At 72.0% G+C, this 21,699-nt stretch carries 21 protein-coding genes, 1 tRNA gene and 1 pseudogene; 12 read left to right on the forward strand and 11 right to left on the reverse strand.

Annotation, left to right across the window (positions count from 1 at the left end; all coding sequences use genetic code 11):
* Nucleotides 1–58 precede the first annotated feature (58 nt).
* Nucleotides 59–679, forward strand: a complete 621-nt coding sequence (locus ACGF5O_RS38965; RefSeq protein ID WP_393814725.1) for a MerR family transcriptional regulator — start codon at nt 59–61, stop codon at nt 677–679.
* Between the two features lie 39 nt (nt 680–718).
* On the opposite strand, the gene ACGF5O_RS38970 is transcribed toward ACGF5O_RS38965, so the two are convergent.
* Entirely contained in the window at nt 719–1,522 is an 804-nt protein-coding gene (locus ACGF5O_RS38970) for an exodeoxyribonuclease III (protein ID WP_393814653.1), read from the reverse strand.
* Nucleotides 1,523–1,601: 79 nt separating this feature from the next.
* Between ACGF5O_RS38970 and ACGF5O_RS38975 the strand changes: the two genes are divergently transcribed.
* Nucleotides 1,602–2,102, forward strand: coding sequence for a GNAT family N-acetyltransferase (locus ACGF5O_RS38975; protein WP_393814654.1), 501 nt, complete (start codon nt 1,602–1,604; stop codon nt 2,100–2,102).
* A gap of 14 nt (nt 2,103–2,116) precedes the next feature.
* Here ACGF5O_RS38975 and ACGF5O_RS38980 read toward each other — a convergent pair.
* Nucleotides 2,117–2,482, reverse strand: a pseudogene (locus ACGF5O_RS38980) (nuclear transport factor 2 family protein); the annotation flags it as partial.
* Nucleotides 2,483–2,596: 114 nt separating this feature from the next.
* On the opposite strand from ACGF5O_RS38980, the gene ACGF5O_RS38985 reads away from it, so the two are divergent.
* Nucleotides 2,597–3,550, forward strand: a complete 954-nt coding sequence (locus ACGF5O_RS38985; protein ID WP_393814655.1) for a LysR family transcriptional regulator — start codon at nt 2,597–2,599, stop codon at nt 3,548–3,550.
* A gap of 26 nt (nt 3,551–3,576) precedes the next feature.
* On the opposite strand, the gene ACGF5O_RS38990 is transcribed toward ACGF5O_RS38985, so the two are convergent.
* The 7 genes from ACGF5O_RS38990 to galU form a co-directional block, all read right to left on the reverse strand.
* A tRNA-Ala gene (locus tag ACGF5O_RS38990) sits at nt 3,577–3,650 on the reverse strand.
* A gap of 104 nt (nt 3,651–3,754) precedes the next feature.
* The gene (glpR, locus tag ACGF5O_RS38995) at nt 3,755–5,065 is read right to left on the reverse strand and encodes a gephyrin-like molybdotransferase receptor GlpR (RefSeq protein ID WP_393814656.1); all 1,311 of its coding nucleotides are present in this window, start codon (nt 5,063–5,065) and stop codon (nt 3,755–3,757) included.
* A gap of 185 nt (nt 5,066–5,250) precedes the next feature.
* The gene (locus tag ACGF5O_RS39000) at nt 5,251–5,889 is read right to left on the reverse strand and encodes a GNAT family N-acetyltransferase (RefSeq protein WP_393814657.1); all 639 of its coding nucleotides are present in this window, start codon (nt 5,887–5,889) and stop codon (nt 5,251–5,253) included.
* A 20-nt stretch (nt 5,890–5,909) separates the two neighbouring features.
* Nucleotides 5,910–6,446 (reverse strand): molybdenum cofactor biosynthesis protein B, encoded by a 537-nt coding sequence (locus tag ACGF5O_RS39005; RefSeq protein WP_393814658.1) that lies wholly within the window; start codon nt 6,444–6,446, stop codon nt 5,910–5,912.
* Nucleotides 6,443–6,955 (reverse strand): cyclic pyranopterin monophosphate synthase MoaC, encoded by a 513-nt coding sequence (gene moaC / locus ACGF5O_RS39010; protein ID WP_393814659.1) that lies wholly within the window; start codon nt 6,953–6,955, stop codon nt 6,443–6,445. The genes ACGF5O_RS39005 and moaC overlap by 4 nt, the downstream gene beginning before the upstream one ends.
* Before the next feature lie 129 nt (nt 6,956–7,084).
* On the reverse strand, nt 7,085–8,407 hold the full coding sequence (glp, locus tag ACGF5O_RS39015) for a gephyrin-like molybdotransferase Glp (protein ID WP_393814660.1): 1,323 nt from the start codon (nt 8,405–8,407) through the stop codon (nt 7,085–7,087).
* Entirely contained in the window at nt 8,404–9,315 is a 912-nt protein-coding gene (gene galU / locus ACGF5O_RS39020; protein WP_393814661.1) for a UTP--glucose-1-phosphate uridylyltransferase GalU, read from the reverse strand. Before galU ends, glp begins: the two co-directional genes overlap by 4 nt.
* A 158-nt stretch (nt 9,316–9,473) precedes the next feature.
* On the opposite strand from galU, the gene ACGF5O_RS39025 reads away from it, so the two are divergent.
* Nucleotides 9,474–10,031 carry a 5-formyltetrahydrofolate cyclo-ligase gene (locus ACGF5O_RS39025; RefSeq protein ID WP_393814662.1) on the forward strand — a complete coding sequence of 186 codons (558 nt, stop codon included), beginning with the start codon at nt 9,474–9,476 and terminating at the stop codon, nt 10,029–10,031.
* A 108-nt stretch (nt 10,032–10,139) separates the two neighbouring features.
* Here the strand turns inward: ACGF5O_RS39025 and ACGF5O_RS39030 are convergent, their stop codons facing one another.
* Nucleotides 10,140–12,902, reverse strand: a complete 2,763-nt coding sequence (locus ACGF5O_RS39030) for a penicillin acylase family protein (RefSeq protein ID WP_393814663.1) — start codon at nt 12,900–12,902, stop codon at nt 10,140–10,142.
* 269 nt (nt 12,903–13,171) lie between these two features.
* On the opposite strand from ACGF5O_RS39030, the gene ACGF5O_RS39035 reads away from it, so the two are divergent.
* The 6 genes from ACGF5O_RS39035 (at nt 13,172) to mscL (ending at nt 18,986) form a co-directional block, all read left to right on the forward strand.
* Nucleotides 13,172–14,701 carry a potassium/proton antiporter gene (locus ACGF5O_RS39035; protein WP_393814726.1) on the forward strand — a complete coding sequence of 510 codons (1,530 nt, stop codon included), beginning with the start codon at nt 13,172–13,174 and terminating at the stop codon, nt 14,699–14,701.
* Between the two features lie 292 nt (nt 14,702–14,993).
* Nucleotides 14,994–16,286: an MFS transporter gene (locus tag ACGF5O_RS39040; protein ID WP_393814664.1), complete on the forward strand. Its 1,293-nt coding sequence runs from the start codon at nt 14,994–14,996 to the stop codon at nt 16,284–16,286.
* Between the two features lie 67 nt (nt 16,287–16,353).
* Nucleotides 16,354–16,680 (forward strand): FmdB family zinc ribbon protein, encoded by a 327-nt coding sequence (locus tag ACGF5O_RS39045; protein ID WP_393814665.1) that lies wholly within the window; start codon nt 16,354–16,356, stop codon nt 16,678–16,680.
* A 100-nt stretch (nt 16,681–16,780) separates the two neighbouring features.
* On the forward strand, nt 16,781–17,614 hold the full coding sequence (locus ACGF5O_RS39050; RefSeq protein ID WP_393814666.1) for an S-methyl-5'-thioadenosine phosphorylase: 834 nt from the start codon (nt 16,781–16,783) through the stop codon (nt 17,612–17,614).
* A 169-nt stretch (nt 17,615–17,783) separates the two neighbouring features.
* Entirely contained in the window at nt 17,784–18,371 is a 588-nt protein-coding gene (locus ACGF5O_RS39055; RefSeq protein ID WP_393814667.1) for a hypothetical protein, read from the forward strand.
* Nucleotides 18,372–18,509: 138 nt separating this feature from the next.
* Complete coding sequence (gene mscL / locus ACGF5O_RS39060) at nt 18,510–18,986, forward strand: large conductance mechanosensitive channel protein MscL (protein WP_393814668.1); 477 nt, start codon at nt 18,510–18,512, stop codon at nt 18,984–18,986.
* A 40-nt stretch (nt 18,987–19,026) separates the two neighbouring features.
* Here mscL and ACGF5O_RS39065 read toward each other — a convergent pair whose 3' ends face one another.
* On the reverse strand, nt 19,027–19,203 hold the full coding sequence (locus ACGF5O_RS39065) for a hypothetical protein (protein WP_393814669.1): 177 nt from the start codon (nt 19,201–19,203) through the stop codon (nt 19,027–19,029).
* An 83-nt stretch (nt 19,204–19,286) separates the two neighbouring features.
* Here ACGF5O_RS39065 and ACGF5O_RS39070 point away from each other — a divergent pair, with 83 nt between their 5' ends.
* Together ACGF5O_RS39070 and ACGF5O_RS39075 are read left to right on the forward strand one after the other, a co-directional pair.
* Entirely contained in the window at nt 19,287–20,525 is a 1,239-nt protein-coding gene (locus ACGF5O_RS39070; RefSeq protein WP_393814670.1) for a low temperature requirement protein A, read from the forward strand.
* A gap of 51 nt (nt 20,526–20,576) precedes the next feature.
* Nucleotides 20,577–21,614: a P1 family peptidase gene (locus ACGF5O_RS39075; RefSeq protein WP_393814671.1), complete on the forward strand. Its 1,038-nt coding sequence runs from the start codon at nt 20,577–20,579 to the stop codon at nt 21,612–21,614.
* The last annotated feature ends 85 nt before the right edge of the window (nt 21,615–21,699 follow it).

The following is a 21,699-nucleotide window of genomic DNA, read 5'->3' on the forward strand; positions in this document are numbered from 1 at the left end:
CGGCGGTACAACATAGGCTGCGCCCGTGGCAGACGACGACGGACCGCGCGAGTACCGCATGGAGGAACTGGCCGCACTGGCCGGCATCACCGTGCGCACCCTGCGCTTCTACCGCGAGCGCAAGCTGATCCGGCCGCCCCGCCGCGAGGGCCGTATCGCCTGGTACGACGACCACCACCTGGCCCGGCTGCGCACGATCTCGGCGCTCCTGGAGCGCGGCCACACCCTGAACGGCATCGCCGAGCTGGCGGAGGCCCTCGACCACGGCAAGGACGTCGCCGAACTGCTCGGCGTCGACACCCCCACCGAGGAGGAGCCGGTCCGCCTGACCCCCGAGGAGCTCGCCGCCCGCTTCGAGGGCGAGGTCACCCCGGAGAACCTCGCCGCCGCGATGGACCTCGGCTACCTCGGCACCGACGGCGACGACATCGTCCACATCAGCCGCCGCCTGCTGGACGCCTCCGAGGCCCTGGTCCGCGAGGGCTTCCCGCTCGCCGAGGTCCTGGCGGCCGGCCGCAGCGTCCGCGAACACGCCGACGCCCTCGCCGAACTCTTCGCCGACCTCGTCCTGCGCCACGGCCCCGAGCAGGACATGGAACGCCTGCGCCCGCTGGCCCGCAGCGTGGTGGAGGCAGAGGTGTCACTGGCGCTGGACCGCAGGCTGCGGAAGAACCCGTAGCAGGATCGGTCGGAGGCCGTCAGAAGTCGTCGGAGGCCGTCAGAGGTCGTACACGACGGTGACCGGCGCATGGTCGGACCACCGCTCGGCATGCGTGGCCGCCCGCTCCACGAACCCCTTGACCGCCTTGCCCGCGAGCCCGGGCGTGCCCAGCTGGTAGTCGATGCGCCATCCGGAATCGTTGTCGAAGGCCCGGCCCCGGTACGACCACCAGGTGTACGGCCCCTCCGCCTCCGGATGCAGCGCGCGCACGACGTCGACGTAGCCGCCGTCGGCCGGGTCCAGGACCTTGCCGAGCCATTCCCGCTCCTCCGGGAGGAAGCCGGAGTTCTTGGTGTTGCCGCGCCAGTTCTTCAGGTCGGCCTGCTGGTGGGCGATGTTCCAGTCGCCGCAGACGACGACCTCGCGCCCGTCGGCGGCGGCCCGCTCGCGCAGGTCCTTCAGATGGGCGAGGAACTCGGTCATGAACCGGTACTTCTCGTCCTGCCGCTCGGTGCCCACCTCGCCGGAGGGGAGGTAGAGCGAGACGACGGTGACCCCGGGCAGGTCGGCCTCGACGTAGCGGCCGCTCGTGTCGAACTCGTCCGACCCGAAGCCGACGCGCACGCGGTCCGGCTCACGCCGGGTGTACAGGGAGACGCCCGCGCGCCCCTTGGCCGCCGCGGGGGCGTGCACCACGTGCCAGCCGCCGGGCGCGCGCACCTCTTCCGGGAGCTGCTGCGGCTCCGCGCGCACCTCCTGGAGGCAGAGCACGTCCGCGGAGGTCTCGGCGAGCCACTCCACGAAGCCCTTCTTGGCGGCGGCCCGCAGCCCGTTCACATTCACCGTGGTCACAGTCAGCACCAGGGCACGATACCGGCACACTGGACGGAGTCCCGATGCCCACCGCGCTCGCCGCCCGCACGAATATACGATGCCTCACATGAATATACGCCCGGTTGCCTTCGACCACCCCGACGCCGTCAAGCTGAACGACGAGGTCCAGGCCGAGTACCAGCAGCGCTACGGCGACGGCGGCGACGCCACCGTCCTCGGCACGGCCGACTTCAGGCCGCCGAACGGCGTCTACCTGATCGCGTACGACGAGTCCGACCGCCCGGTGGCCACCGGCGGCTGGCGCAGCCAGGACGCGAACGGCGAGGGCAACGAGGACGGCGACGCCGAGCTCAAGCGCATGTTCGTCGTCGAGGGGATGCGCGGCCGGGGTCTCGCCCGCCGCATGCTCACGGCCCTCGAGGCCGACGCCCGCGCGGCCGGCCGCATCCGCATGGTCCTGGAAACCGGCACCAAGCAGCCGGAGGCCATCGCCCTGTACACCTCCAGCGGCTACGAACCGTGCGTCAAGTTCGGCTACTACCGCGCATACGAATCGAGCCGCTGCTTCGCGAAGGCCCTGCGGACGGATCCGCCGGCCGGCCTGTAGGGCGCGTCACCCCCTCAAGCGTGCCGGTGGTAGGCCTTGTTGGCGATGCGCCAGCCGTCGCCGCCGCGGACCAGCAGGAAGATGTCGGTGAACGTGTCCGCGCCGTGGACGAGCGTCATGGTCGCGGTGGCGACGGTGCCGTGGACGTCGACGGCGTCGATACGGCGGGAGCGCGTCGGTTCGTCCGGGGCCGGCCGGCCCGGGAAGAGCGCGCAGTACCGGTCGAGGGGCCACGAGACGAACACGCCGTCCCGCATCCCTTCGACGTGGGCGGTGGGCAGGAACGCGTCGCGGAAGTGGGCGGGGTCGCCGGTGGCGTGTCCGCGGATGTAGGCGTGGAGCGGTTCGAGCACGGCAGCGTCGGCGGCGGGGGCCGTGGCAAGCGTGTGCGGTGCGGTCATACGAGCCACGGTGGTGCACCGTGACGGCTGCGACAAGCGCAGATCTCGCAGGGCAGCTCTGCGAGAGCCGCATGTCGGCTGGATACTGGGGTCATGGAGCTGACGGTGTGGCGGACCTTCGTGACCGTGTGCCGGCTCCGGTCGCTGTCGGCGGCGGCCGTCGAGCTCAGCCACACGCAGTCGGCGGTCTCCCGGCAGATCGCCGGACTGGAGCGGCAGCTCGGCGTACCGCTCCTTGAACGCCATGCGCGCGGCGTACGACCGACAGCGGCGGGCGAGGTGTTCCGGCGCCATGCCCTGGCCACGCTCACCGAGGCCGACCGCACGGTGCGCGCCGTACGGGATGTCCGTGACGGGGCGTTCGAACGGCCCCTGGCGGTCGGCGCGACGCCCTCTCTCGCCGCGGGGATGGTCCCGGAGGCCGTCCGGGCGCTGCTGAGGCAGTCCGGATCGATCCGCTGGAGCCTGCCGCCCGGCCTCAGCGCGCAGCTGCACCACCGTGTGACCGCCGGTGATCTCGACCTCGCCGTCGTCACCGACGCACCGCCCGGGCTGCCCCACGACCAGCGGGTCGAACAGTTGTTCCTCGGGCTGGACGACATGGTCGTCGTACTGCCCGTCGGTCATCCGCGGGCCGGGCGCGGTCCCGTGCGCATGCAGACGCTGGCCGACGAGATCTGGGTCGAGGACAACGACGGCTCGGCAGCGCTCCTGCGCGGGCACGCCGCCCGCGCCGGGGTCGGCGCGCGCATCGATCTCACGGCGGCCGATCTGCCCGGCAAGCTGGCCCTGGTCGCGACCGGTCACGCCATCGCGCTGATACCCGGTGTGCTGACGAGCGCGCTGCGGACCGACGCCACCACCGTGGCCCTCGTCGATCCGCCGACCCGTGGGATCTACGCGATCACACCGCGCCGCGACCCCCACCCCTTCGCGGCGCCCCTGCTCGACCATCTCGCCGCGGCCTACGAAGCGTCAGCAGGTCGCACTCGGCGGGGAAGTCGGCAGGGCACCTCCGAGAACGACGAAGACCCCACACGATCTTGACGATCGTGCGGGGTCTCACCGTGCAGTGGACCTGAGGGGATTCGAACCCCTGGCCCCCTCGATGCGAACGAGGTGCGCTACCGGACTGCGCCACAGGCCCTTGCAACGAGTGAAACTCTAGCATCCCCGTCAGGGTGCTTGGAAATCCGTTCCCTGACTGGTCAGGAGCGGGGTGCCGAGGCGCCCCGCGCCCTCGCCGTCAGGTCACTCGTTGGCCGCACGGGGGCGGTCGCCGTCCTCGTACTGGTCGAAGAGGGGGGTGCGGCCGCGTTCCCGGGCCCGGCGGGCGGAGGCCGCGCGGCGGGCGTCGGTGCGGCCGTCCGCCGGTGCCGTCCGGTCGTCGTCGGCCGGCTCGGCCTCCTCCGCCTCGGCCTGGGGCTCCGCCGGCCTGCTCTCCTGCTCCGGCGCGACGGCGCTGGACCGCGCCGAGCTCCACGCGTCCGGCGCTCCCAGGTCCACGTCCGAGGTGGCGCGTGGGGCGACCGGTGCGGTCACGTACGTCGGCAGGGGTACCGGCACCGGGTCCCAGCTCTCCCCGTGTCCGGGCCGCCGCTGCCGCTCGCGCTGCTGGTCGACCCACTCGGCGTGGTCGGTCTGCTCGACGAGGGCGCGCCGGTCGGCGGCGAGCGCGGACAGGCCGGGGTCGGTTGCGGTCGCTGGTCCCTCCTCCGGTTCGTCCGCGCGGGCGCCCGCGGGGTCGAGGGGCGCGCGTCGGCGCGGCTGGCGTTCGCGCAACCGCTGTGCGGCGGCCTCGGCCTGACGCCGGTCCATCTGGTAGGCGAAGCGGCGGCGTTCCTGTGCGCGCAGGTAGGCGATGTAGGCGCTGAGCATGACGGCGGGCACGCCCGGTGCCCACAGGAAGGCGAGTCCCCCGACGGCGGCGACGATCGCGCCCAGCGTGAAGGCGACGAAGAGCATGACGGTGGTGCGCCGGCGGCGGGCGAGCGCCTTCGAACGCCGGGCGCGTTCCGCCGCCGCCTGTGGGGAAGGCGCGCGCCGGGGGGTCGGAATCTGTTTACGGGCGTGCGTGGAGCCCGACTTGGGCGCGGGCGTGGAGCCCGACTTGGGCGCGGAGGTGGAGGCGGATGCCGGGGCCGGTACGGATGCGGCGCCCGTCTGACGGGGCGGCGCGGACGCGGACTTGGCCGCCGGCGCGGCCGTCTGGTCGCGCGCCGGTTCCTGGCGTCCGGGCGCCTCCTGCTCCTTCTCCGCCTGGACGTCCGCCCGGACCTGACGGCGGGTCGGAGGCATGGCGAAGGCCCGGACGTCCACCGAGTCGGTGGCGGCGTCCGGTTCGCCGGCGTCCTGCTCCCCCTCCGAGGCGGAGCGCGCCCGCAGGTCCTTGGCGTACCGGCGCTCCATCCCCGCCCGTCCGGACAGCAGCCGGATGGCGGTGCTGAAGCGTTCCGTCGGACGGGCCTCGTTCAGCTCGTCCTGCCTACGGAGCCACATCGGCACCAAGTAGGCGGCCCAGGCCCCGACAATGACTGCGTAGATGAGGCCGCTGCTGCTCACGCCTCACACGGTAGAGGGGTTTGCGTGGGGCCATCTGCCAATTGCGCCGGTGTGTCGCACGATCCGGCTGATATTTCGAGCTTTTTTTGTGACCGATGCGATCAGTAGGCCGCCGGAGCCGCGAATTCAACGCCCCGAGACGGTCAAGAACCGATCAATTTCGAACACGCATTCAATTTGTTCGGCTAGCCGGGATTCCCCGGGGTGTTCTGCGGATTGCGGGGCCCGTGCGGAGTGCCGGAACGCGCCCGCTGCCAGCGGCCGAGCAACCCCTCGGGCACCTCTTCCGCGGTGAGCGCGTAGACGAGGTGGTCGCGCCATGCGCCGTCGATGTGGAGATAACGCGGCCGCAGCCCCTCCTCGCGGAATCCGAGTTTCTCCACGACCCGTCGGCTGGGCCGGTTCTCGGGGCGAATGCAGACCTCGATGCGGTGCAGACCAACGGTGCGGAAACAGTGGTCCACCACGAGCGCGACGGCCGTCGGCATCACCCCGCGGCCGGCCACCGACTGGTCCACCCAGTAGCCGACGTGCCCCGAGCACATCGACCCCCAGGTGATCCCGGCGACGGTCAACTGCCCGACCAGGCGCCCCTGGTACTCGATGACGAACGGCAGCATGCGGCCGGAGTTCGCCTCGGACCGCAGGTGCCGGACCATCTGCCGGTAGGTCGGCCGGTGCGCGATCGGCCCGCTGGGCGTGGGCGGCGGGATGGTGGCCTCCCAGGGGCGCAGCCAGTCCCGGTTGCGCCGGTTGACCTCGCGCCAGGCCCGCTGGTCACGCACCCTTATGGGCCGGAGGACGACGTCGCCGTCCACCAGCACGACGGGCCAGGACAGGCTGTTCAGCTCGCACCCCCACTGCTCGGCCCGGGGTGGTCGCCGCCGCGGATCTGGTCGACGGCGTGCGCCAGCAGCGGTTCCAGGACGGCGAGGCCGTCCCGCACCCCGCCGGTGGACCCCGGAAGGTTGACGATCAGTGTCCGGCCCGCCACCCCGGCCAGACCCCGGGAGAGCACGGCGGTGGGCACCTTCTCCCGTCCGAACGCCCGGACGGCCTCGGCGATGCCCGGCACCTCGTAGTCGAGCACCGCGCGGGTCGCCTCCGGCGTCCGGTCGGTGGGCGAGATGCCGGTGCCGCCGGTGGTGACGACGACGTCGTACCCGGCCTCGACCCCGGCGCGCAGCTCGGCCGCCACGGGTTCCCCGTCGGGCACGACCCGCGGCCCGTCCACGGTGAACCCGAGGCCCGCCAGGCCCGCCGCGACCAGCGGTCCGCCCCTGTCCTCGTAGACACCGGCGGCGGCCCGGTTGGAGGCGGTCACGACCAGCGCGCGATACGGCGCGCGCGGCGCGGCGTCGGCGCCCGGCACGGCGTTCACGGCCGGCTCCAGTCGCCCGACTTCCCGCCCGTCTTCTCCTCCACGCGTACGTCCGTGATGACCGCTCCCTTGTCGACCGCCTTGACCATGTCGATCACGGTGAGCGCCGCGACGGAGACCGCCGTGAGCGCCTCCATCTCGACACCCGTGCGGTCCGTCGTCCGCACCGTGGCCAGGATCTCCACCGCGTCGTCCGCGACCGCCAGATCCAGTTTCACACCGGAGAGGGCCAAGGGGTGACACAGCGGGATCAGGTCCGGGGTGCGTTTGGCCCCCATGATCCCGGCGATGCGCGCGGTGGCGAGGGCGTCGCCCTTCGGTACGCCGTCGCCGCGCAGCAGCTCGACGACGCGGGGCGAGACGAGGACGCGTCCGCTGGCGCGGGCGGTGCGCGCGGTCACGTCCTTGCCGGACACGTCGACCATGCGGGCGGCGCCCGCGTCGTCGAGGTGCGTCAGTCGGTCTGGTGCGGAGGGTCCGGGGGTGTCCCCCCGGAAGGGCTCAGTCATGCTGTGTGGCGCTCCCGGTCCTGGCCCGTCGCGGTGCGGCGCTCGGGCCTGCTGTGCGCGACACGGTACCGCCAAGACGGCCCGCACCAGCGGGCAGGACCGCCCGGCGGGCGGGCAGGGGTACCCGGGTCAGCCGAGCAGGACGACCTCGACGTCGGTGCCGGGCTCGACGGACTCCACGTCCTCGGGTACGACGATCAGCGCGTCGGCGTGGGCCAGGGCCGCGACCAGGTGCGAACCGGCGCCGCCCACGGCGGTCACCTCGCCGTTGGCGTACTTCCCGCGCAGGAACTGCCTGCGCCCCTTGGGCGAGCTCAGCGCCTTGCCGGCCCTGAGGGTCGCCGTGGTCCGGGGCCGGTGGGCGTCGTCGAGGCCCATCAGGGTGCGGATGGCGGGGCGGACGAACAGCTCGAAGGAGACGTACGACGACACGGGGTTGCCCGGAAGCGCCAGCAGAGGCGTGTGGTCGGGGCCGATGGTGCCGAAGCCCTGGGGCTTGCCGGGCTGCATGGCGAGCTTGCGGAAGTCGATGCCGCTGCCCGGCTCGTCCTCGTCGCCGACGTGCGCCAGGGCCTCCTTGACGACGTCGTACGCGCCCACGCTGACACCGCCGGTGGTGACCAGCAGGTCGGCGCGGACGAGCTGGTCCTCGATGGTGGCGCGCAGGGTCTCGGCGTCGTCGACGACGGCGCCCACCCGGTAGGCGATGGCGCCCGCGTCCCGGGCGGCGGCGGTGAGGGCGAAGCTGTTGGAGTCGTAGATCTGGCCGCTGCCGAGCGCCTCGTCGGGCTGGACGAGTTCGCTGCCGGTGGAGACGACGACCACGCGCGGGCGCGGGCGCACGCGTGCCGTGCCGCGGCCGATCGCGGCGAGCAGTGCGATCTGCGGCGGGCCGAGGACGGTGCCGGCGGCCAGGGCGAGGTCGCCGGCCTTCACGTCGCTGCCCCGCGCGCGTACGTGCGCGCGTGCCTCGGCCGGCCGGTGCACCCGCACGTGCCCCTCGGCACCCTCGGGCGCGAGGCTGCGCGCCCGCATCCCGGCGACCGGTCCCTCGCCGAGTCCGCCGTCGGTCCACTCCACGGGGACGACGGCCTCGGCGCCGGGCGGCAGCGGGGCGCCGGTCATGATGCGGACCGCCTGGCCGGGGCCCACCGGGGTCAGCTCGGCCGCGCCCGCCGCGACGTCCCCGACGACCTCCAGGACGGCCGGGAACTCCTCGCTCGCGCCCGCCACGTCCGCGACCCGTACCGCGTACCCGTCCATGGAGCTGTTGTCGAACGGCGGCAGCGACAGCGGCACCGTGACGTCGTCGACCAGGACGCAACCCTGGGCGTCGAGGAGTTGCAGCTCGATGGGTTCCAGGGGGCGGACGGCGGTGAGGATGTCCTCCAGGTGCTCGTCCACCGACCACAGGTGGTCCGGGCCGGCGGGGCGGGTCGCGGCGGTGCTCAACTCTGCTGCATCTCCTCGGCTACGTAACTGCGAAGCCAGGTCCGGAAGTCCGGGCCCAGGTCTTCACGTTCGCACGCGAGCCGGACAATGGCACGCAGGTAGTCGCCGCGGTCACCGGTGTCATAGCGGCGCCCCTTGAAGACGACGCCGTGCACGGGACCGCCGACCTTCTCGTCCTGGGCGAGCTGCTGGAGGGCGTCGGTGAGCTGGATCTCGCCGCCGCGGCCCGGCTCGGTGCGCCGCAGTATGTCGAAGACGTGCGGGTCGAGGACGTAGCGGCCGATCACCGCGTAGCTGGACGGGGCGTCCGCCGGGTCCGGCTTCTCGACCAGGCCGGTCACCTTGACGACGTCACTGTCGGCGGTGGTCTCCACGGCGGCGGAGCCGTAGAGGTGGATCTGCTCGGGGTCGACCTCCATGAGCGCGATCACGCTGCCGCCGTGCCGCTCCTGGACCTCGATCATGCGCTGGAGCAGGGGGTCGCGGGGGTCGATCAGGTCGTCGCCGAGCAGGACGGCGAAGGGCTCGTGGCCCACGTGCGGGGCGGCGCAGAGCACGGCGTGCCCGAGGCCCCTGGGGTCGCCCTGGCGGACGTAGTGCATGGTGGCCAGGTCGCTGGACTCCTGCACCTTGGCGAGCCGGCCGGCGTCGCCCTTCTTCTGGAGCGCCGACTCCAGCTCGTAGTTGCGGTCGAAGTGGTCTTCCAGGGGGCGCTTGTTGCGTCCGGTGATCATGAGGACGTCGTCGAGCCCCGCCGACACGGCCTCCTCGACCACGTACTGGATCGCCGGCTTGTCGACGACCGGCAGCATCTCCTTGGGAGTGGCCTTGGTGGCCGGCAGGAACCGGGTGCCGAGGCCTGCCGCGGGGATGACAGCCTTGCTGATCCTGGGGTGCGACTGAGTCATGTCCGCAACCTTATCCGGTGCCTTTGTGGAGAATCTGTGGCTCCGGGCAATTGGCACTCATATGAGCAGATTGAGGAAAGGTGCGGGAACGACCTGTGGAGCACGGCGGACCTGAAGCCGAGGGTGACAAGCGAACGTTGCGCCGAGAATTCCTCGGGGTGAGGAACAGGTTGACGGCGGATGTCGTCGGGGAGGCGGCCGACGCGCTGGCCGGGCACGCGCTGGAACTGCCCGAGTTGGCTCATGCGCGCACGGTGGCGGCGTACGTCTCGGTCGGGCCCGAGCCCGGCACGCGCACGCTGCTGGACGCGCTGGTCACGCGGGGGGTGCGCGTCCTGCTCCCCGCCCTGCTGCCGGACCACGACCTGGACTGGGGCGCGTACACCGGGGAGGACTCCCTCGCCCGGGTCCAACACGGCGGCAAAATGGCGCTGTTCGAACCCTCCGGTGAACGCCTCGGGCCGGACGCCGTGCTCGGCGCGGACGTCGTGCTGCTGCCGGGGCTCGCGGTGGACGCGCGCGGGATGCGGCTGGGGCGCGGCGGAGGGTCGTACGACCGGGTGGTGGCGCGTCTGGAGCGCGCGGGCGCGCGCCCGGCGCTCGTGGTGCTGCTGTACGACACGGAGGTCGTCGGGCGGGTGCCCGCCCAGGCGCACGACCGGCCGGTGCAGGCGGTGGTGACGCCGTCGGGGGTACGCCGGTTCACGAGCCCCTGAGCCTCCGTCGGCCGCCCCATGCGAAACGGCCCTCCACGCGTGCGTGGAGGGCCGTTTCAGCGCCGGGTGACCGTCGGGCTCGGATCGTCGAGCCCAGGGCCGTCGGGCTCAGGGTTTGAGGACGAGGGTGTCGCTGGTGCTGCTGTCGACCGCCTTGTCCGAGAACGACCACGGGAGCAGTTCGCCGTCGGCCCACTTGCCCGTCTGGTCGGTGTAGTGCGAGCTGAAGGCGTGCCCGGAGGCTCCGGTGAGGTTGATCCACTTGGACTTGTCCAGGTCGTCGAGGTTGACGACCATCCGCATGGAGGGCACCCACACGACGCCGTAGCCGCCGGCGGCGTTCCAGCCGGTCGCGTCGACCGTGGCCTCGCCGCCGCTGAGCTTCCAGGGGCCGCGGTTGAGGATGTACTTGACGACGGCCGGGCCGTCGGTGCCCAGGGTCTGGTTCTTCAGGAACAGGCGGTGCAGCCGGCCCCAGCTCCAGGTGTCGATGTCCTTGCCGAGCTTGGCGGTCAGCTCCCAGCGGGCGTCGATCATGGCGCGCCTGAAGAGCTGGTCCATGTTGTCGGCCTTGGGGCGGTCGCCCGCGCCGGCCGGCGTCTTCCACCAGTCGCTGTCCGGCTTGTTCATGAGGTTGCGGACCACCTCGAACCAGCGGTCGCCGCCGTCCGGCTGGGCCTGGTCGGCGTCGCGCTCGCCGCACTCGCGCACCTTGGTGTCGTCGTCCACCGGACCGGTGCTGTCGACCTTGTCGACCCACAGGCACTGGCCCTTGACCCGCAGCTCCTTGGGCAGCTTGTTGCCGAAGGCGAGCTTGAGGACGTTGCGCCAGACCGCGTTGAAGTAGGCCGCGGCGGCGGAGTCGGCGTCCTGGGTGTAGTCCCAGCCCTCCAGGAGTTTCTGCGCCTCGCGGACGTCCTTGTCGTCCAGGTTGATCTTCAGCAGCTTGGGCACCAGCAGCTTGGCGATCTCGCTGCTGTTGTCCGTCTGCATCTGGCGCATGTCGTCCGTGGAGATCTTGCCGCCGTCCTTGATCTTCGACTCGATCAGGTCGGTGATGCGCTGGCTGCGGGTGCCGTAGCCCCAGTCCGTGGTGAGCGTGTAGGGGTACTTGTCCTTGTCGATCACGGCCTGGTTGGCGGTGACGATGTAGCCGCGCTTCGGGTTGTACTCGTAGGGCAGCTCGTCCTGCTTGATGAAGCCGGTCCACTTGTACTTGGAGTCCCAGCCCGGGGCCGGGATGGAGCCGTCGTCCACCGAGGAGCGGGTGGGGATCCTGCCGGGCAGCGTGTAGCCGATGTTGTTCTTGGTGTCGGCGTAGATCAGGTTCTGCGACGGCACGTCGAACTGGGCGGCCGCGCCCCGGAAGGAGTCCCAGTCGGACGCCTTGTCGAGCGCGAAGACGGCGTCCATGGTGGTGCCCGGGTCCAGGGCGGTCCAGCGCAGGGCGATTCCGTAGCCGTCGCCGCGGTCGGGTGCGGCGGTGTCGACGGTGGCCTTCTTGCCGACCTGGACGAGTTCGTCGTCACGGTCGGACAGCAGTGGCATGCCGTCGGCGGTCTGGCGTACGACGATCTTCTTGGACGTGCCGCCGGCGACCTTGATGGTCTCCGTCCGGCTCGTGAAGGGCCTGGTCTTGCCGTCGTACAGGTAGCCGTCGCCGGAGAGCTTCTCCAGGTAGAGGTCGGTGACGTCGACCCCGGAGTTGGTCATGCCCCAGGCGATGTCCGCGTTGTGGCCGATGACCACGCCGGGCATGCCGGCGAAGGTGTAGCCGGTGACGTCGTACTGGCACTTGCTGGAGATCGTGGTGCAGTGCAGGCCCATCTGGTACCAGACGGACGGCAGCGACGCCGACAGGTGCGGGTCGTTGGCGAGCAGCGGCTTGCCGGTGATGGTGTACTGGCCCCGGACGACCCAGGAGTTGGAGCCGATGCCCTGGCCGTTCACGCCGACGGCCGTGGGGACGTCGTCCAGGACGTTGTAGAGGCTCTCCAGCTGGCTCGTGAGCGCCGAACCGGTGGACGAGGAGGTCGTGGTGCCGCCCGTGTCCGTCGAGGCCCCCGAGCCGCTGGTGGAGCCGCTCTGCTCGAACGTCTTGGTGACCTCGTCGTACTGGCCCTGCTGGACGATCGGCTGGTTCCGGCTGTACGGGTAGTCCGGGTAGAGGTCCTTGATCTGCTGCGGGCCGAGACGGCTGGTCATCAGCGCGCGGTCGATCTCGTCGTCCATGTTGCCGCGCAGGTCCCAGGCCATCGCCTTCAGCCAGGAGACCGAGTCGACGGGGGTCCACTGCTCGGGCTTGTAGTCGTTGACGAAGCCGAGGGCCGCGTACTCCAGGGAGATGTCCTTGCCGTCCTTGCCCTGGAGGTAGGCGTTGACCCCCTTGGAGTAGGCCTGGAGGTACTTCTTCGTGGAGTCCGACAGCTTGGTTTCGTACTCCTCCTTCGCGACCCGGTCCCAGCCCATGGTGCGCAGGAACTCGTCGTTCTTCACCTGGCCCTTGCCGAACATCTCCGACAGGCGCCCGGAGGTCATGTGGCGGCGCACGTCCATCTCGTAGAACCGGTCCTGCGCCTGGACGTAGCCCTGCGCCATGAACAGGTCCTCGTCGGTCGAGGCGTAGATCTGCGGGATGCCGTAGCCGTCCCGCTTCACGGTCACGGGCCCGGAGAGACCTTCGAGCGTGATCGAACCCTTGGTCTGCGGGAAGGACGCGCGGACCGTGCTGACCGACCAGTACGCCCCGTAGAAGACGCCACCGACGACGGCGAGGACGAGCACCAGCACGACCAGTCGGGCTCTGCGCCCCTTCTTCCTGCCGGACTTGCCAGGCTTGTCACCCGTTGTGGCGGTGGTGTTGGGGGGCATCGCTGTCCTTGCTGTCCTAACGCGAGCGGCAGGCGGGCATGTGCTTTTGACTGAGCGCTGGAGCAACCATAGGCGCAGGGCCTCACGCCACTTGACCCGGTGTGGGGAACCTGCGGGCACGGGCGTTCGATCTTGCCGCGGGAAGCGTCAAGAAAGCGTCAAGAGTTAGGTAAGGTAATGAAGTACTTGGGTGCGGAGTGCCGCACTCTCGGTCCTGTGTACGTGAGCTTCCGCGTCCCCCGCGCGCAAGCCAAGGAAGGGAACCGCCGCTGACTGTCCACCATCTCAACCAGCTTCTGCTCGTCTGCTCCCTGGTCCTGCTCGTCGCCGTCGCGGCCGTCCGGATCTCCTCGCGCAGCGGGCTCCCCAGCCTGCTCGTGTACCTGGGGATCGGCGTCCTCATGGGCCAGGACGGCATCGGGAACATCCACTTCAGCAACGCCGAGCTGACCCAGGTCATCGGGTACGCGGCCCTGGTCGTGATCCTGGCCGAGGGCGGTCTCGGCACGAAGTGGAAGGAGGTCGAACCCGTCCTGGCGTCGGCCTCCATGCTGGCCCTCGTCGGGGTCGGCGTGAGCGTCGGCGTCACCGCGGCCGGCGCGCACTATCTCGTCGGGCTGGAATGGCGGCAGGCGCTCATCATCGGAGCGGTGGTGTCCTCGACGGACGCGGCGGCGGTGTTCTCGGTGCTGCGGCGCATTCCGCTGCCCGCGCGCGTGACGGGCACGCTGGAGGCGGAGTCCGGCTTCAACGACGCCCCGGTGGTCATCCTGGTCGTCGCCTTCTCCACCGCGGGACCGATCGAGCACTGGTACGTGCTGCTGGGCGAGATAGCCATGGAGCTGGCCATCGGCGCGGCCATAGGCCTCGCGGTCGGCTGGCTCGGCGCCTGGGGGCTGCGACACGTCGCGCTGCCCGCCTCTGGCCTCTACCCGATCGCCGTGATGGCCATCGCGGTCACGGCCTACGCCGCCGGCGCGCTGGCGCACGGCAGCGGCTTCCTCGCGGTCTACCTGGCCGCCATGGTGCTCGGCAACGCCAAGCTGCCGCACTGGCCGGCCACCCGCGGTTTCGCCGAGGGGCTCGGCTGGATCGCCCAGATCGGCATGTTCGTGCTGCTCGGCCTGCTGGTCACCCCGCACGAGCTCGGCGACGACTTCCTGCCCGCACTGGTCATCGGGCTGGTGCTCACCATGGTGGCGCGGCCACTGAGCGTGGTCCTCAGCCTCGCGCCCTTCCGGGTGCCCTGGGGGGAGCAGACCCTGATGTCCTGGGCCGGGCTGCGCGGCGCCGTGCCCATCATCCTGGCGACGATCCCCATGGTGAACGGCGTCGACACCAGCCACCGGATCTTCAACATCGTCTTCGTCCTGGTCGTCGTCTACACCCTCGTCCAGGGGCCGACCCTGCCCTGGCTGGCCCGCAAGCTGCGGCTCGGCGAGGGCCCCGAGGCCGCCGACCTCGGCATCGAGTCCGCGCCCCTGGAGCGGCTGCGCGGGCATCTGCTGTCCGTCTCCATCCCCGAGGGCTCCCGGATGCACGGCGTGGAGATCAACGAGCTGCGGCTGCCCGCCGGAGCCGCCGTCACCCTGGTCGTCCGCGAAGGAAAATCGTTTGTCCCGCTGCCCGCGACGGTGCTGCGGCGCGGGGACGAACTCCTCGTGGTCGCCACCGACCCGGTGCGGGACGCCGCGGAACAGCGGCTGCGCGCGGTCGGCGCCGGGGGCAAGCTGGCCGGCTGGCTGGGCGCGAACGGGACGGCGGGCGCGGGGTCCGGCGGCGCGCCGAACGCGCGTTAGCCGAGCGTGCGTTAAGGGCGCGTTTCGGATAGTTCACAGCCCGGCCAATCCCAGGCGAACGGGCCTCACGGTGCTGGTTTTCACAGGCGTACCGGGCTTTCACCCCTGTACGATGAAAGAACCTGATCGAACCAACTCTGCCTGACGCAGAGCTGGCGCGACCGTATGGCGGCCGGATCGCTCCTCGCAGTGGACGCCGGTATCTACCGCAGTTCCGCGCAAGAGGACAGCTCTCGGCGCCGCCCCCTGATCCGGAGGGGCCGCGCTACCAGGCGGCAGAAAGGCACGGGCCGTGGCATCCACGGTCACCACCGAGCCGTCGGAGAACCCGGCGGCGCCGCCCCGCCCGGGATACGGACAGCTGCTGCGCACCCGCGGCGCCTGGACGTTCCTGCTCCCCGGTTTCGCGGCGCGCCAGCCGTTCGCGATGCTCACCATCTCCATCGTGCTGCTCGTGCAGCACACCACCGGCTCGTACGGCGCCGCGGGCGCCGCCGCGGCCGTCACCGGCGTCTCCATGGCCCTGTTCGCGCCCTACAGCGGCCGGCTGGCCGACCGGCACGGGCAGCGCGCGGTGCTGGTCCCCGGCGTCCTCGTGCACACCCTGTCGGGCCTCACCCTGACGGCGCTCGCGCTGGCGCACGCGCCCCTGTGGGCCCTGTTCGCGGCGGCCGTGCCGACCGGCGCCTCGGTGCCGCAGATCGGCCCCATGGTGCGCGCCCGCTGGGGCGTGCGACTCCAGGACTCCCCTCTGATGTCCACCGCGGCGGCCTTCGAGTCCGTCACCGACGAGCTCACCTTCGTGTTCGGCCCGCTGCTCGCCACCGCCCTGTGCACCACCGTGGCCCCGGCCGCCGGCCTGGTCACGGAGGCCGCGCTCACCCTGGCCGGCGGCCTGCTGTTCGCCGCCCGGAAGAGCACCCAGCCGCAGGTGACCGGCGCCGGCCACGCGCGCGTGCGGCACGCCTCCGCGCTCCGCGTCCCGGGCATCCGCGTGCTGGTCGTCGCCTTCCTGGGCATCGGCTCCGTCTTCGGCGGCATGCAGGTCTCCCTCGCGGCGTTCACCGAGTCGATCGGCGAGCCCGGCCTGAACGGCGTCCTGTACGGCACCTTCGCCGCGGGGAACATGCTCTCCGGCATCGTCTGCGGCGCGCTCGCCTGGAAGGCCGCCCCGCACCGGCGCCTGGTCGTCGGCTACGCGGCGCTCGCGCTGACCGCGTCGGCGCTGTGGACGTCCCACTCGGTGCTCGTCCTGGCCGGCCTCGGCCTGCTGGTCGGCATGTGCATCGCGCCCGCCCTGATCACCGGCTACACGCTGGTCGAGGGCCTGGTCCCGGCCGGCGCCCGCACGGAGGCGTTCACCTGGCTGACCGGCGCGGTGGCGCTCGGCCAGGCCGCCGCGGTCACGGTCGCCGGACAGCTGGAGGACCGCCTGTGGGGCGGCGCCGGGTTCCTGGTGCCGATGGCGGGCACCCTGCTCGCCCTGGTGACCCTTCTGGCGCTGCGTTCGCGGCTCGTCACCCGGCCCCGGAACCGTACGGTCGCACGTGGCGTCGGTCACCGCGTACCGCTGACGGTGGACTGATCCTCGGGAATACGTCAGTATGGACCGTCGTTAGCACTCACTGAGTGAGAGTGCCAGGAGGAAGACAGTGCCGACCTACCAGTACCAGTGCACCGAGTGCGGCGAGGGCCTCGAGGCGGTGCAGAAGTTCACCGACGACGCCCTGACCGAGTGCCCCAACTGCGGTGGCCGCCTGAAGAAGGTGTTCTCCGCGGTCGGCATTGTCTTCAAGGGCTCGGGCTTCTACCGCAACGACAGCCGCGGCTCCTCGTCGAGCAGCAGCCCCGCGTCGAAGCCGTCCGGCTCCACGCCGTCGAGCGGATCCTCCGACGCGAAGACGTCCGAGTCGAAGTCCTCGACCTCGTCGTCCTCGACGTCGTCCTCGTCGGGCTCGGCCAGCAGCTCCGCCGCCTGAGACGTCATCCCTGGGACCCCGCCGTCGAACGACGGCGGGGTCCCAGGCGTTCCCGGACACCGGCTGCTGCCCGCTCGGACGGCCAGCTAGTGTGCTGCGCATGGTGAACGCAGAGATCGGCGTAATCGGCGGTTCCGGCTTCTACTCGTTCCTCGAGGACGTGACCGAGATCCAGGTCGACACGCCCTACGGGCCGCCCAGCGACTCCCTCTTCCTCGGCGAGATCGCCGGCCGCCGGGTCGCCTTCCTGCCCCGCCACGGCCGCGGCCACCATCTGCCGCCGCACCGGATCAACTACCGCGCCAACCTCTGGGCGCTGCGCTCCGTCGGCGCGCGCCAGGTGCTCGGCCCGTGCGCGGTGGGCGGTCTGCGCCCCGAGTACGGCCCGGGCACGCTGCTCGTGCCGGACCAGCTGGTGGACCGTACGAAGTCCCGGGCGCAGTCGTACTTCGACGGGCTCCCGCTGCCCGACGGCGCGGTGCCGAACGTGGTGCACGTCTCGCTGGCCGACCCCTACTGCCCCACCGGACGGGCGGCGGCGCTGAAGGCGGCCCGCGGCCGGGACTGGGAGCCGGTGGACGGGGGCACGCTGGTGGTGGTCGAGGGGCCGCGCTTCTCGACCCGCGCCGAATCGATCTGGCACCAGGCGCAGGGCTGGTCGGTGGTGGGCATGACCGGTCACCCCGAGGCGGCGCTCGCCCGTGAGCTGGAGCTCTGCTACACGTCGTTGACGCTGGTCACGGACCTGGACGCGGGCGCCGAGACCGGTGAGGGCGTCTCGCACGACGAGGTGCTGCAGGTGTTCGCGGCCAACGTGGACCGGCTCCGGGGCGTGCTGTTCGACGCGGTGGCGGCCCTGCCGGAGAGCTCGGCCCGGGACTGCCTGTGCACGAGCGCGCTCGGCGGCATGGACCCGGGGTTCGAGCTGCCGTGACCCGGGCCGGGCTGCGGGGGCTTTCCGCAGGGCGGACACGGGCGGAACTCCTCGTTCGGGTGGCGGAGTTGTCCACAACCGGGCGGTAGCCCACCGGCTCCGGCGGGTTTCGGCGCGAGACCTCATCGTGGTCTCGCAAGCCGATTCCTCGTCGCAGGTGGTGATCCCCTTGTCCGTCCCCCCTTCCCTGTCCCCCGCCTTCCCCCCTCCCCTCCGCGTCCCGCGCCCGCTGGGCACGGACGCCCCCGCCACCTGCGAGGTCCCGCACTTCGAGCCGGTGCGGGTACGCGGCGCGGGGTATCGGCTGGACCGGCTGCTGCGGCACCGCGGGCGGGCCCTCGCGGCGGGCCTCGCGGTCACGGCGGCGGCGCTCGTCGCGGCGGGACCGCGTACCGCCCTCGACCCCCTGCGGGCCGAGCCGCCCCGGGGACACCCGGCCGTCGCCGAGCCCGCCCAGCCGGTACGACGGCACGCCCCGCCCGTGGACATGGTGACGGCACCGGTGCGGATCGCCGACGCGGCCACCGTCCGGCTGCTGCGCCCCGGCGACCGGGTGGACGTCATCGCCGCCGGGGATCCCGCGGCCGGCGGACAGGCCCGGGTGATCGCGCGCGGGGTACGGGTGACCAGGCTGCCGGAGCCGGTCGACGCGGCTGCGGAGAGCGGCGCGCTGGTCGTCCTCTCGGTCCCGCGGACCGCCGCGGCACAGCTGGTCGGCGCGAGCGCCACGGCGCGGCTGGCGGTGACCCTGTGTTGAACAACCTGGGGCAATTTCCGGGACGCTCTGTGTCAAGTCGCTCGTTCGAGCTGCGGAATTGGGCGCAATGGCCGCACGGTGCCGTAGGTTGCGGATCGCTTTGTTCCACACCCTGTGCATGTGAGGAGAGTCCCCGAGGTGAGCGCGAAGAAGGAACCGAGTGTCTGGCAGGGCTTCAAGGCCTTCCTGATGCGCGGAAACGTCGTCGATCTGGCAGTCGCGGTGGTCATCGGCGCCGCCTTCACGAACATCGTCAACTCGGTGGTGAAGGGGCTGATCAACCCGCTGGTCGGCGCGATCGGCACGCAGAATCTGGACAGCTACAGCACGTGCATCAAGGAGCCGTGCACGCTGAACGCGGACGGCACCGTGAAGAGCGGTGTCCAGATCATGTGGGGCTCGGTGCTGGGCGCCACGCTCTCCTTCGTGATCACCGCGGCGGTCGTGTACTTCCTGATGGTTCTGCCGATGGCGAAGTACCTGGCCCGGGTGGAGGCCCGCAGGAAGGCGAAGGAGGGCACGCACGAGGTGGTCGAGGTGAGCGAGCTGGAGGTGCTCAAGGAGATCCGCGACGCGCTGGTCGCGCAGCGCGGAAACGGCCACAACCAGCGTTAGCGGCGCTGCCGCGGAGGCTGCGGGCGGTCGCGCGGGCGGCTCAGAGGTGGTGGGGCGGCTTCTCGTCGAGGAAGCGCTTGAGGTCGGCCGCGGAGTCGCCCTCCGGGCGGTCGCCCCAGCCGCGGTCCGTGTCGTCCGCCGACTGCCGGTCGAGGGGGTCGTCGAAGATCAGCACGGGCTTCGGGTCGCGCGGCGCGGGCTCGGGGGCGGTGGTCATGCCTCAAGACTACGGCGCCCACGCCTCGGGCCCGCCTGCGGCTCCGTTCGCAAGCCGGTGCGCTTTTCTGCTCTGCTGGACGCATGACGTCGAGTTCTCCTCAGGCTCCCGCCCCACAGCACGCACCCCAGCCCCTCCGGCCGCTGCGCCGCCTGACCGCCCGGGGGCGCGAGGAGTCCCACCGGGTCTCCTCGCCACTCGAGCTCTTCTTCGACCTGTGCTTCGTGGTGGCCATCGCGCAGGCGGGCGTGGAGCTGGTGCACGCCGTTGCCGCGGGGCACGCGGGCGAGGGCGTCCTGAACTACGCGATGGTGTTCTTCGCGATCTGGTGGGCCTGGATGAACTTCACCTGGTTCGCTTCGGCCTACGACAACGACGACGCCCTCTACCGGGTCGTCACCCTGGTCCAGATCGCGGGCGTGCTGGTGCTGGCGGCCGGTGTCTCGCGGGCCTTCGCGGACCACGACTTCGCACTGGTCCTGATCGGCTACGTGATCATGCGGCTGGCGCTGGCCTCGCAGTGGCTGCGGGCCGCGCGGGAGGCCGAGGGGGCGGAGCGGACCATGGCGCTCCGGTACGCGGGCGGGGTGCTGCTGTGCCAGGTCGGCTGGATCGGTCTCGTGGTGCTGCCGGCGCCCGCGCGAGCCTGGGTGTTCCTGGTGATGGCGATCGCCGAGCTGTGCGTGCCCCTGTACGCCGAGAAGGACCACAGCACCTCCTGGCATCCGCACCACATCGCCGAGCGGTTCGGGCTGTTCACGATCATCGTGCTCGGCGAGACGATCGCGGCGGCGACGGTCGCCGTGAAGTCGGCCGTGGCCGAGCACGACGCGCTGGCCGAGCTGCTGCCGATCGCGGCGGGTGGCCTGCTGATCGTCTTCTCGGCGTGGTGGATCTACTTCGTGGTGCCGGTCCACGGCCATCTGCGCTCCAACAGGCAGTCCTTCCTGTGGGGTTACGGTCACTACCTGATCTTCGCGTCGGCGGCCTCGATCGGCGCGGGCATCGAGGTGGCCGTCGAGGAGACGGTCGGCAAGGCACACATCTCCACGACGGCCGCGTCGGCGGCGGTGACCGTGCCGACCGCGGTGTACCTGCTGACCGTGTGGGCGCTGCACTCACGGCACTTCAAGGTGGGCCTCGCCCAGCAGCTGGTGCTGCCGGTGACGGCGCTGCTGGTGGTCTGCTGCACGTTCCTGGGCGACTGGGCGGTGCCGGCGGCGGGCCTGGTGTCGGCGCTGGCGGTGGCGACCGGGACGACGCTGACGGCGCGCGCGGCCGGCCAGGAGCGCCCCGCGGAGACGACCACGGCCACCCCGTGACCGGCCCGGGAGCGGCCCGGGACCGCGCCGGGCTGGGCCAGACTGGCCGTCATGACAGTTGACGCACTGACGGACGTGGCCGGGCTGCGGGTGGGGCACGCCACCCGCACCGGCGGGGGATGGCTCACCGGCACGACGGTCGTCCTCGCCCCCGAGGGCGGCGCGGTGGCCGCCGTGGACGTGCGGGGCGGGGGTCCTGGCACCAAGGAGACGGACGCGCTCGACCCGCGCAACCTCGTGCAGCGGGTGGAGGCGATCGTGCTCACGGGCGGCAGCGCGTACGGGCTCGACGCGGCGTCCGGGGTGATGGCCTGGCTGGAGGAGCGGGGGCGCGGGGTACGGGTGGGGCCGGATCCGGCGCAGGTGGTGCCGGTGGTGCCCGCCGCCTGCGTCTTCGATCTGGGGCGGGGCGGGGACTTCCGGGCCCGGCCGGACGCGGCGACGGGGCGGGCCGCGGTGGAGGCGGCCGCGGCGAGCGAGCCGGGCGCCCGGGTGCGGGAGGGGTGCGTGGGCGCCGGTACGGGCGCGGTGGCCGGGGCGGTGAAGGGCGGGGTGGGCAGCGCGAGCACCGTGCTGGAGTCGGGGATCACGGTGGCCGCGCTGGTGGTGGCCAACGCGGCAGGCGCGGTCCTCGATCCGGAAACGGGGGTGTTGTACGGGGAGTTGTTCGAGGGGCGTGTGACGTATCCCGAGGAGCGGGTGCACGAGGCCGCGCGCCGGAGGCTCGCCGAGACCGCCGCCCGGAACGGGCTGCCGCCGCTCAACACGACGCTGGCGGTGGTCGCGACCGATGCCGGGCTCTCCAAGGCGCAGGCACAGAAGCTGGCCGGGACGGCGCACGACGGGATCGCGCGCGCCGTGCGGCCGGTGCACCTGCTGCACGACGGGGACACGGTGTTCGCGCTGGCGACGGGCGCGCGGCCGCTCGACGCGGGCCCGGTCGCGCTCAACGAGATCCTCGCGGCCGGCGCGGACCTGGTGACCCGCGCGATCGTACGGGCCGTGCGGGCCGCCGGACCGGTCGACGGACCGGGCGGGGCGTGGCCGTCGTACCGGGAGCTGTACGGGGAGCCGTCGCGCGAGCGATGACGGGAGCGGACGCGTCCGGATCCTTTCGCTTGGCTGTCGATTGTCCCGGTTCTGTCACGTGCTGATCCCCAGGGCCCACGGCGGG

Origin of the sequence: Streptomyces sp. NPDC048291 (assembly GCF_043201715.1) — a bacterium.
In the GTDB taxonomy this organism is placed as follows: domain Bacteria; phylum Actinomycetota; class Actinomycetes; order Streptomycetales; family Streptomycetaceae; genus Streptomyces.

Coding starts and splice junctions, on each gene's coding strand:
- ACGF5O_RS39030 (WP_393814663.1), bottom strand. CDS start 12,902: ATGCCCCCCAACACCACCGCCACAACGGGTGACAAGCCTGGCAAGTCC.
- ACGF5O_RS39065 (WP_393814669.1), bottom strand. CDS start 19,203: ATGACCACCGCCCCCGAGCCCGCGCCGCGCGACCCGAAGCCCGTGCTG.
- moaC (WP_393814659.1), bottom strand. CDS start 6,955: ATGACTGAGCCCTTCCGGGGGGACACCCCCGGACCCTCCGCACCAGAC.
- ACGF5O_RS38965 (WP_393814725.1), top strand. CDS start 59: ATGGAGGAACTGGCCGCACTGGCCGGCATCACCGTGCGCACCCTGCGC.
- ACGF5O_RS39050 (WP_393814666.1), top strand. CDS start 16,781: ATGGTGAACGCAGAGATCGGCGTAATCGGCGGTTCCGGCTTCTACTCG.
- ACGF5O_RS38985 (WP_393814655.1), top strand. CDS start 2,597: ATGGAGCTGACGGTGTGGCGGACCTTCGTGACCGTGTGCCGGCTCCGG.
- galU (WP_393814661.1), bottom strand. CDS start 9,315: ATGACTCAGTCGCACCCCAGGATCAGCAAGGCTGTCATCCCCGCGGCA.
- ACGF5O_RS38975 (WP_393814654.1), top strand. CDS start 1,602: ATGAATATACGCCCGGTTGCCTTCGACCACCCCGACGCCGTCAAGCTG.
- ACGF5O_RS39075 (WP_393814671.1), top strand. CDS start 20,577: ATGACAGTTGACGCACTGACGGACGTGGCCGGGCTGCGGGTGGGGCAC.
- ACGF5O_RS39070 (WP_393814670.1), top strand. CDS start 19,287: ATGACGTCGAGTTCTCCTCAGGCTCCCGCCCCACAGCACGCACCCCAG.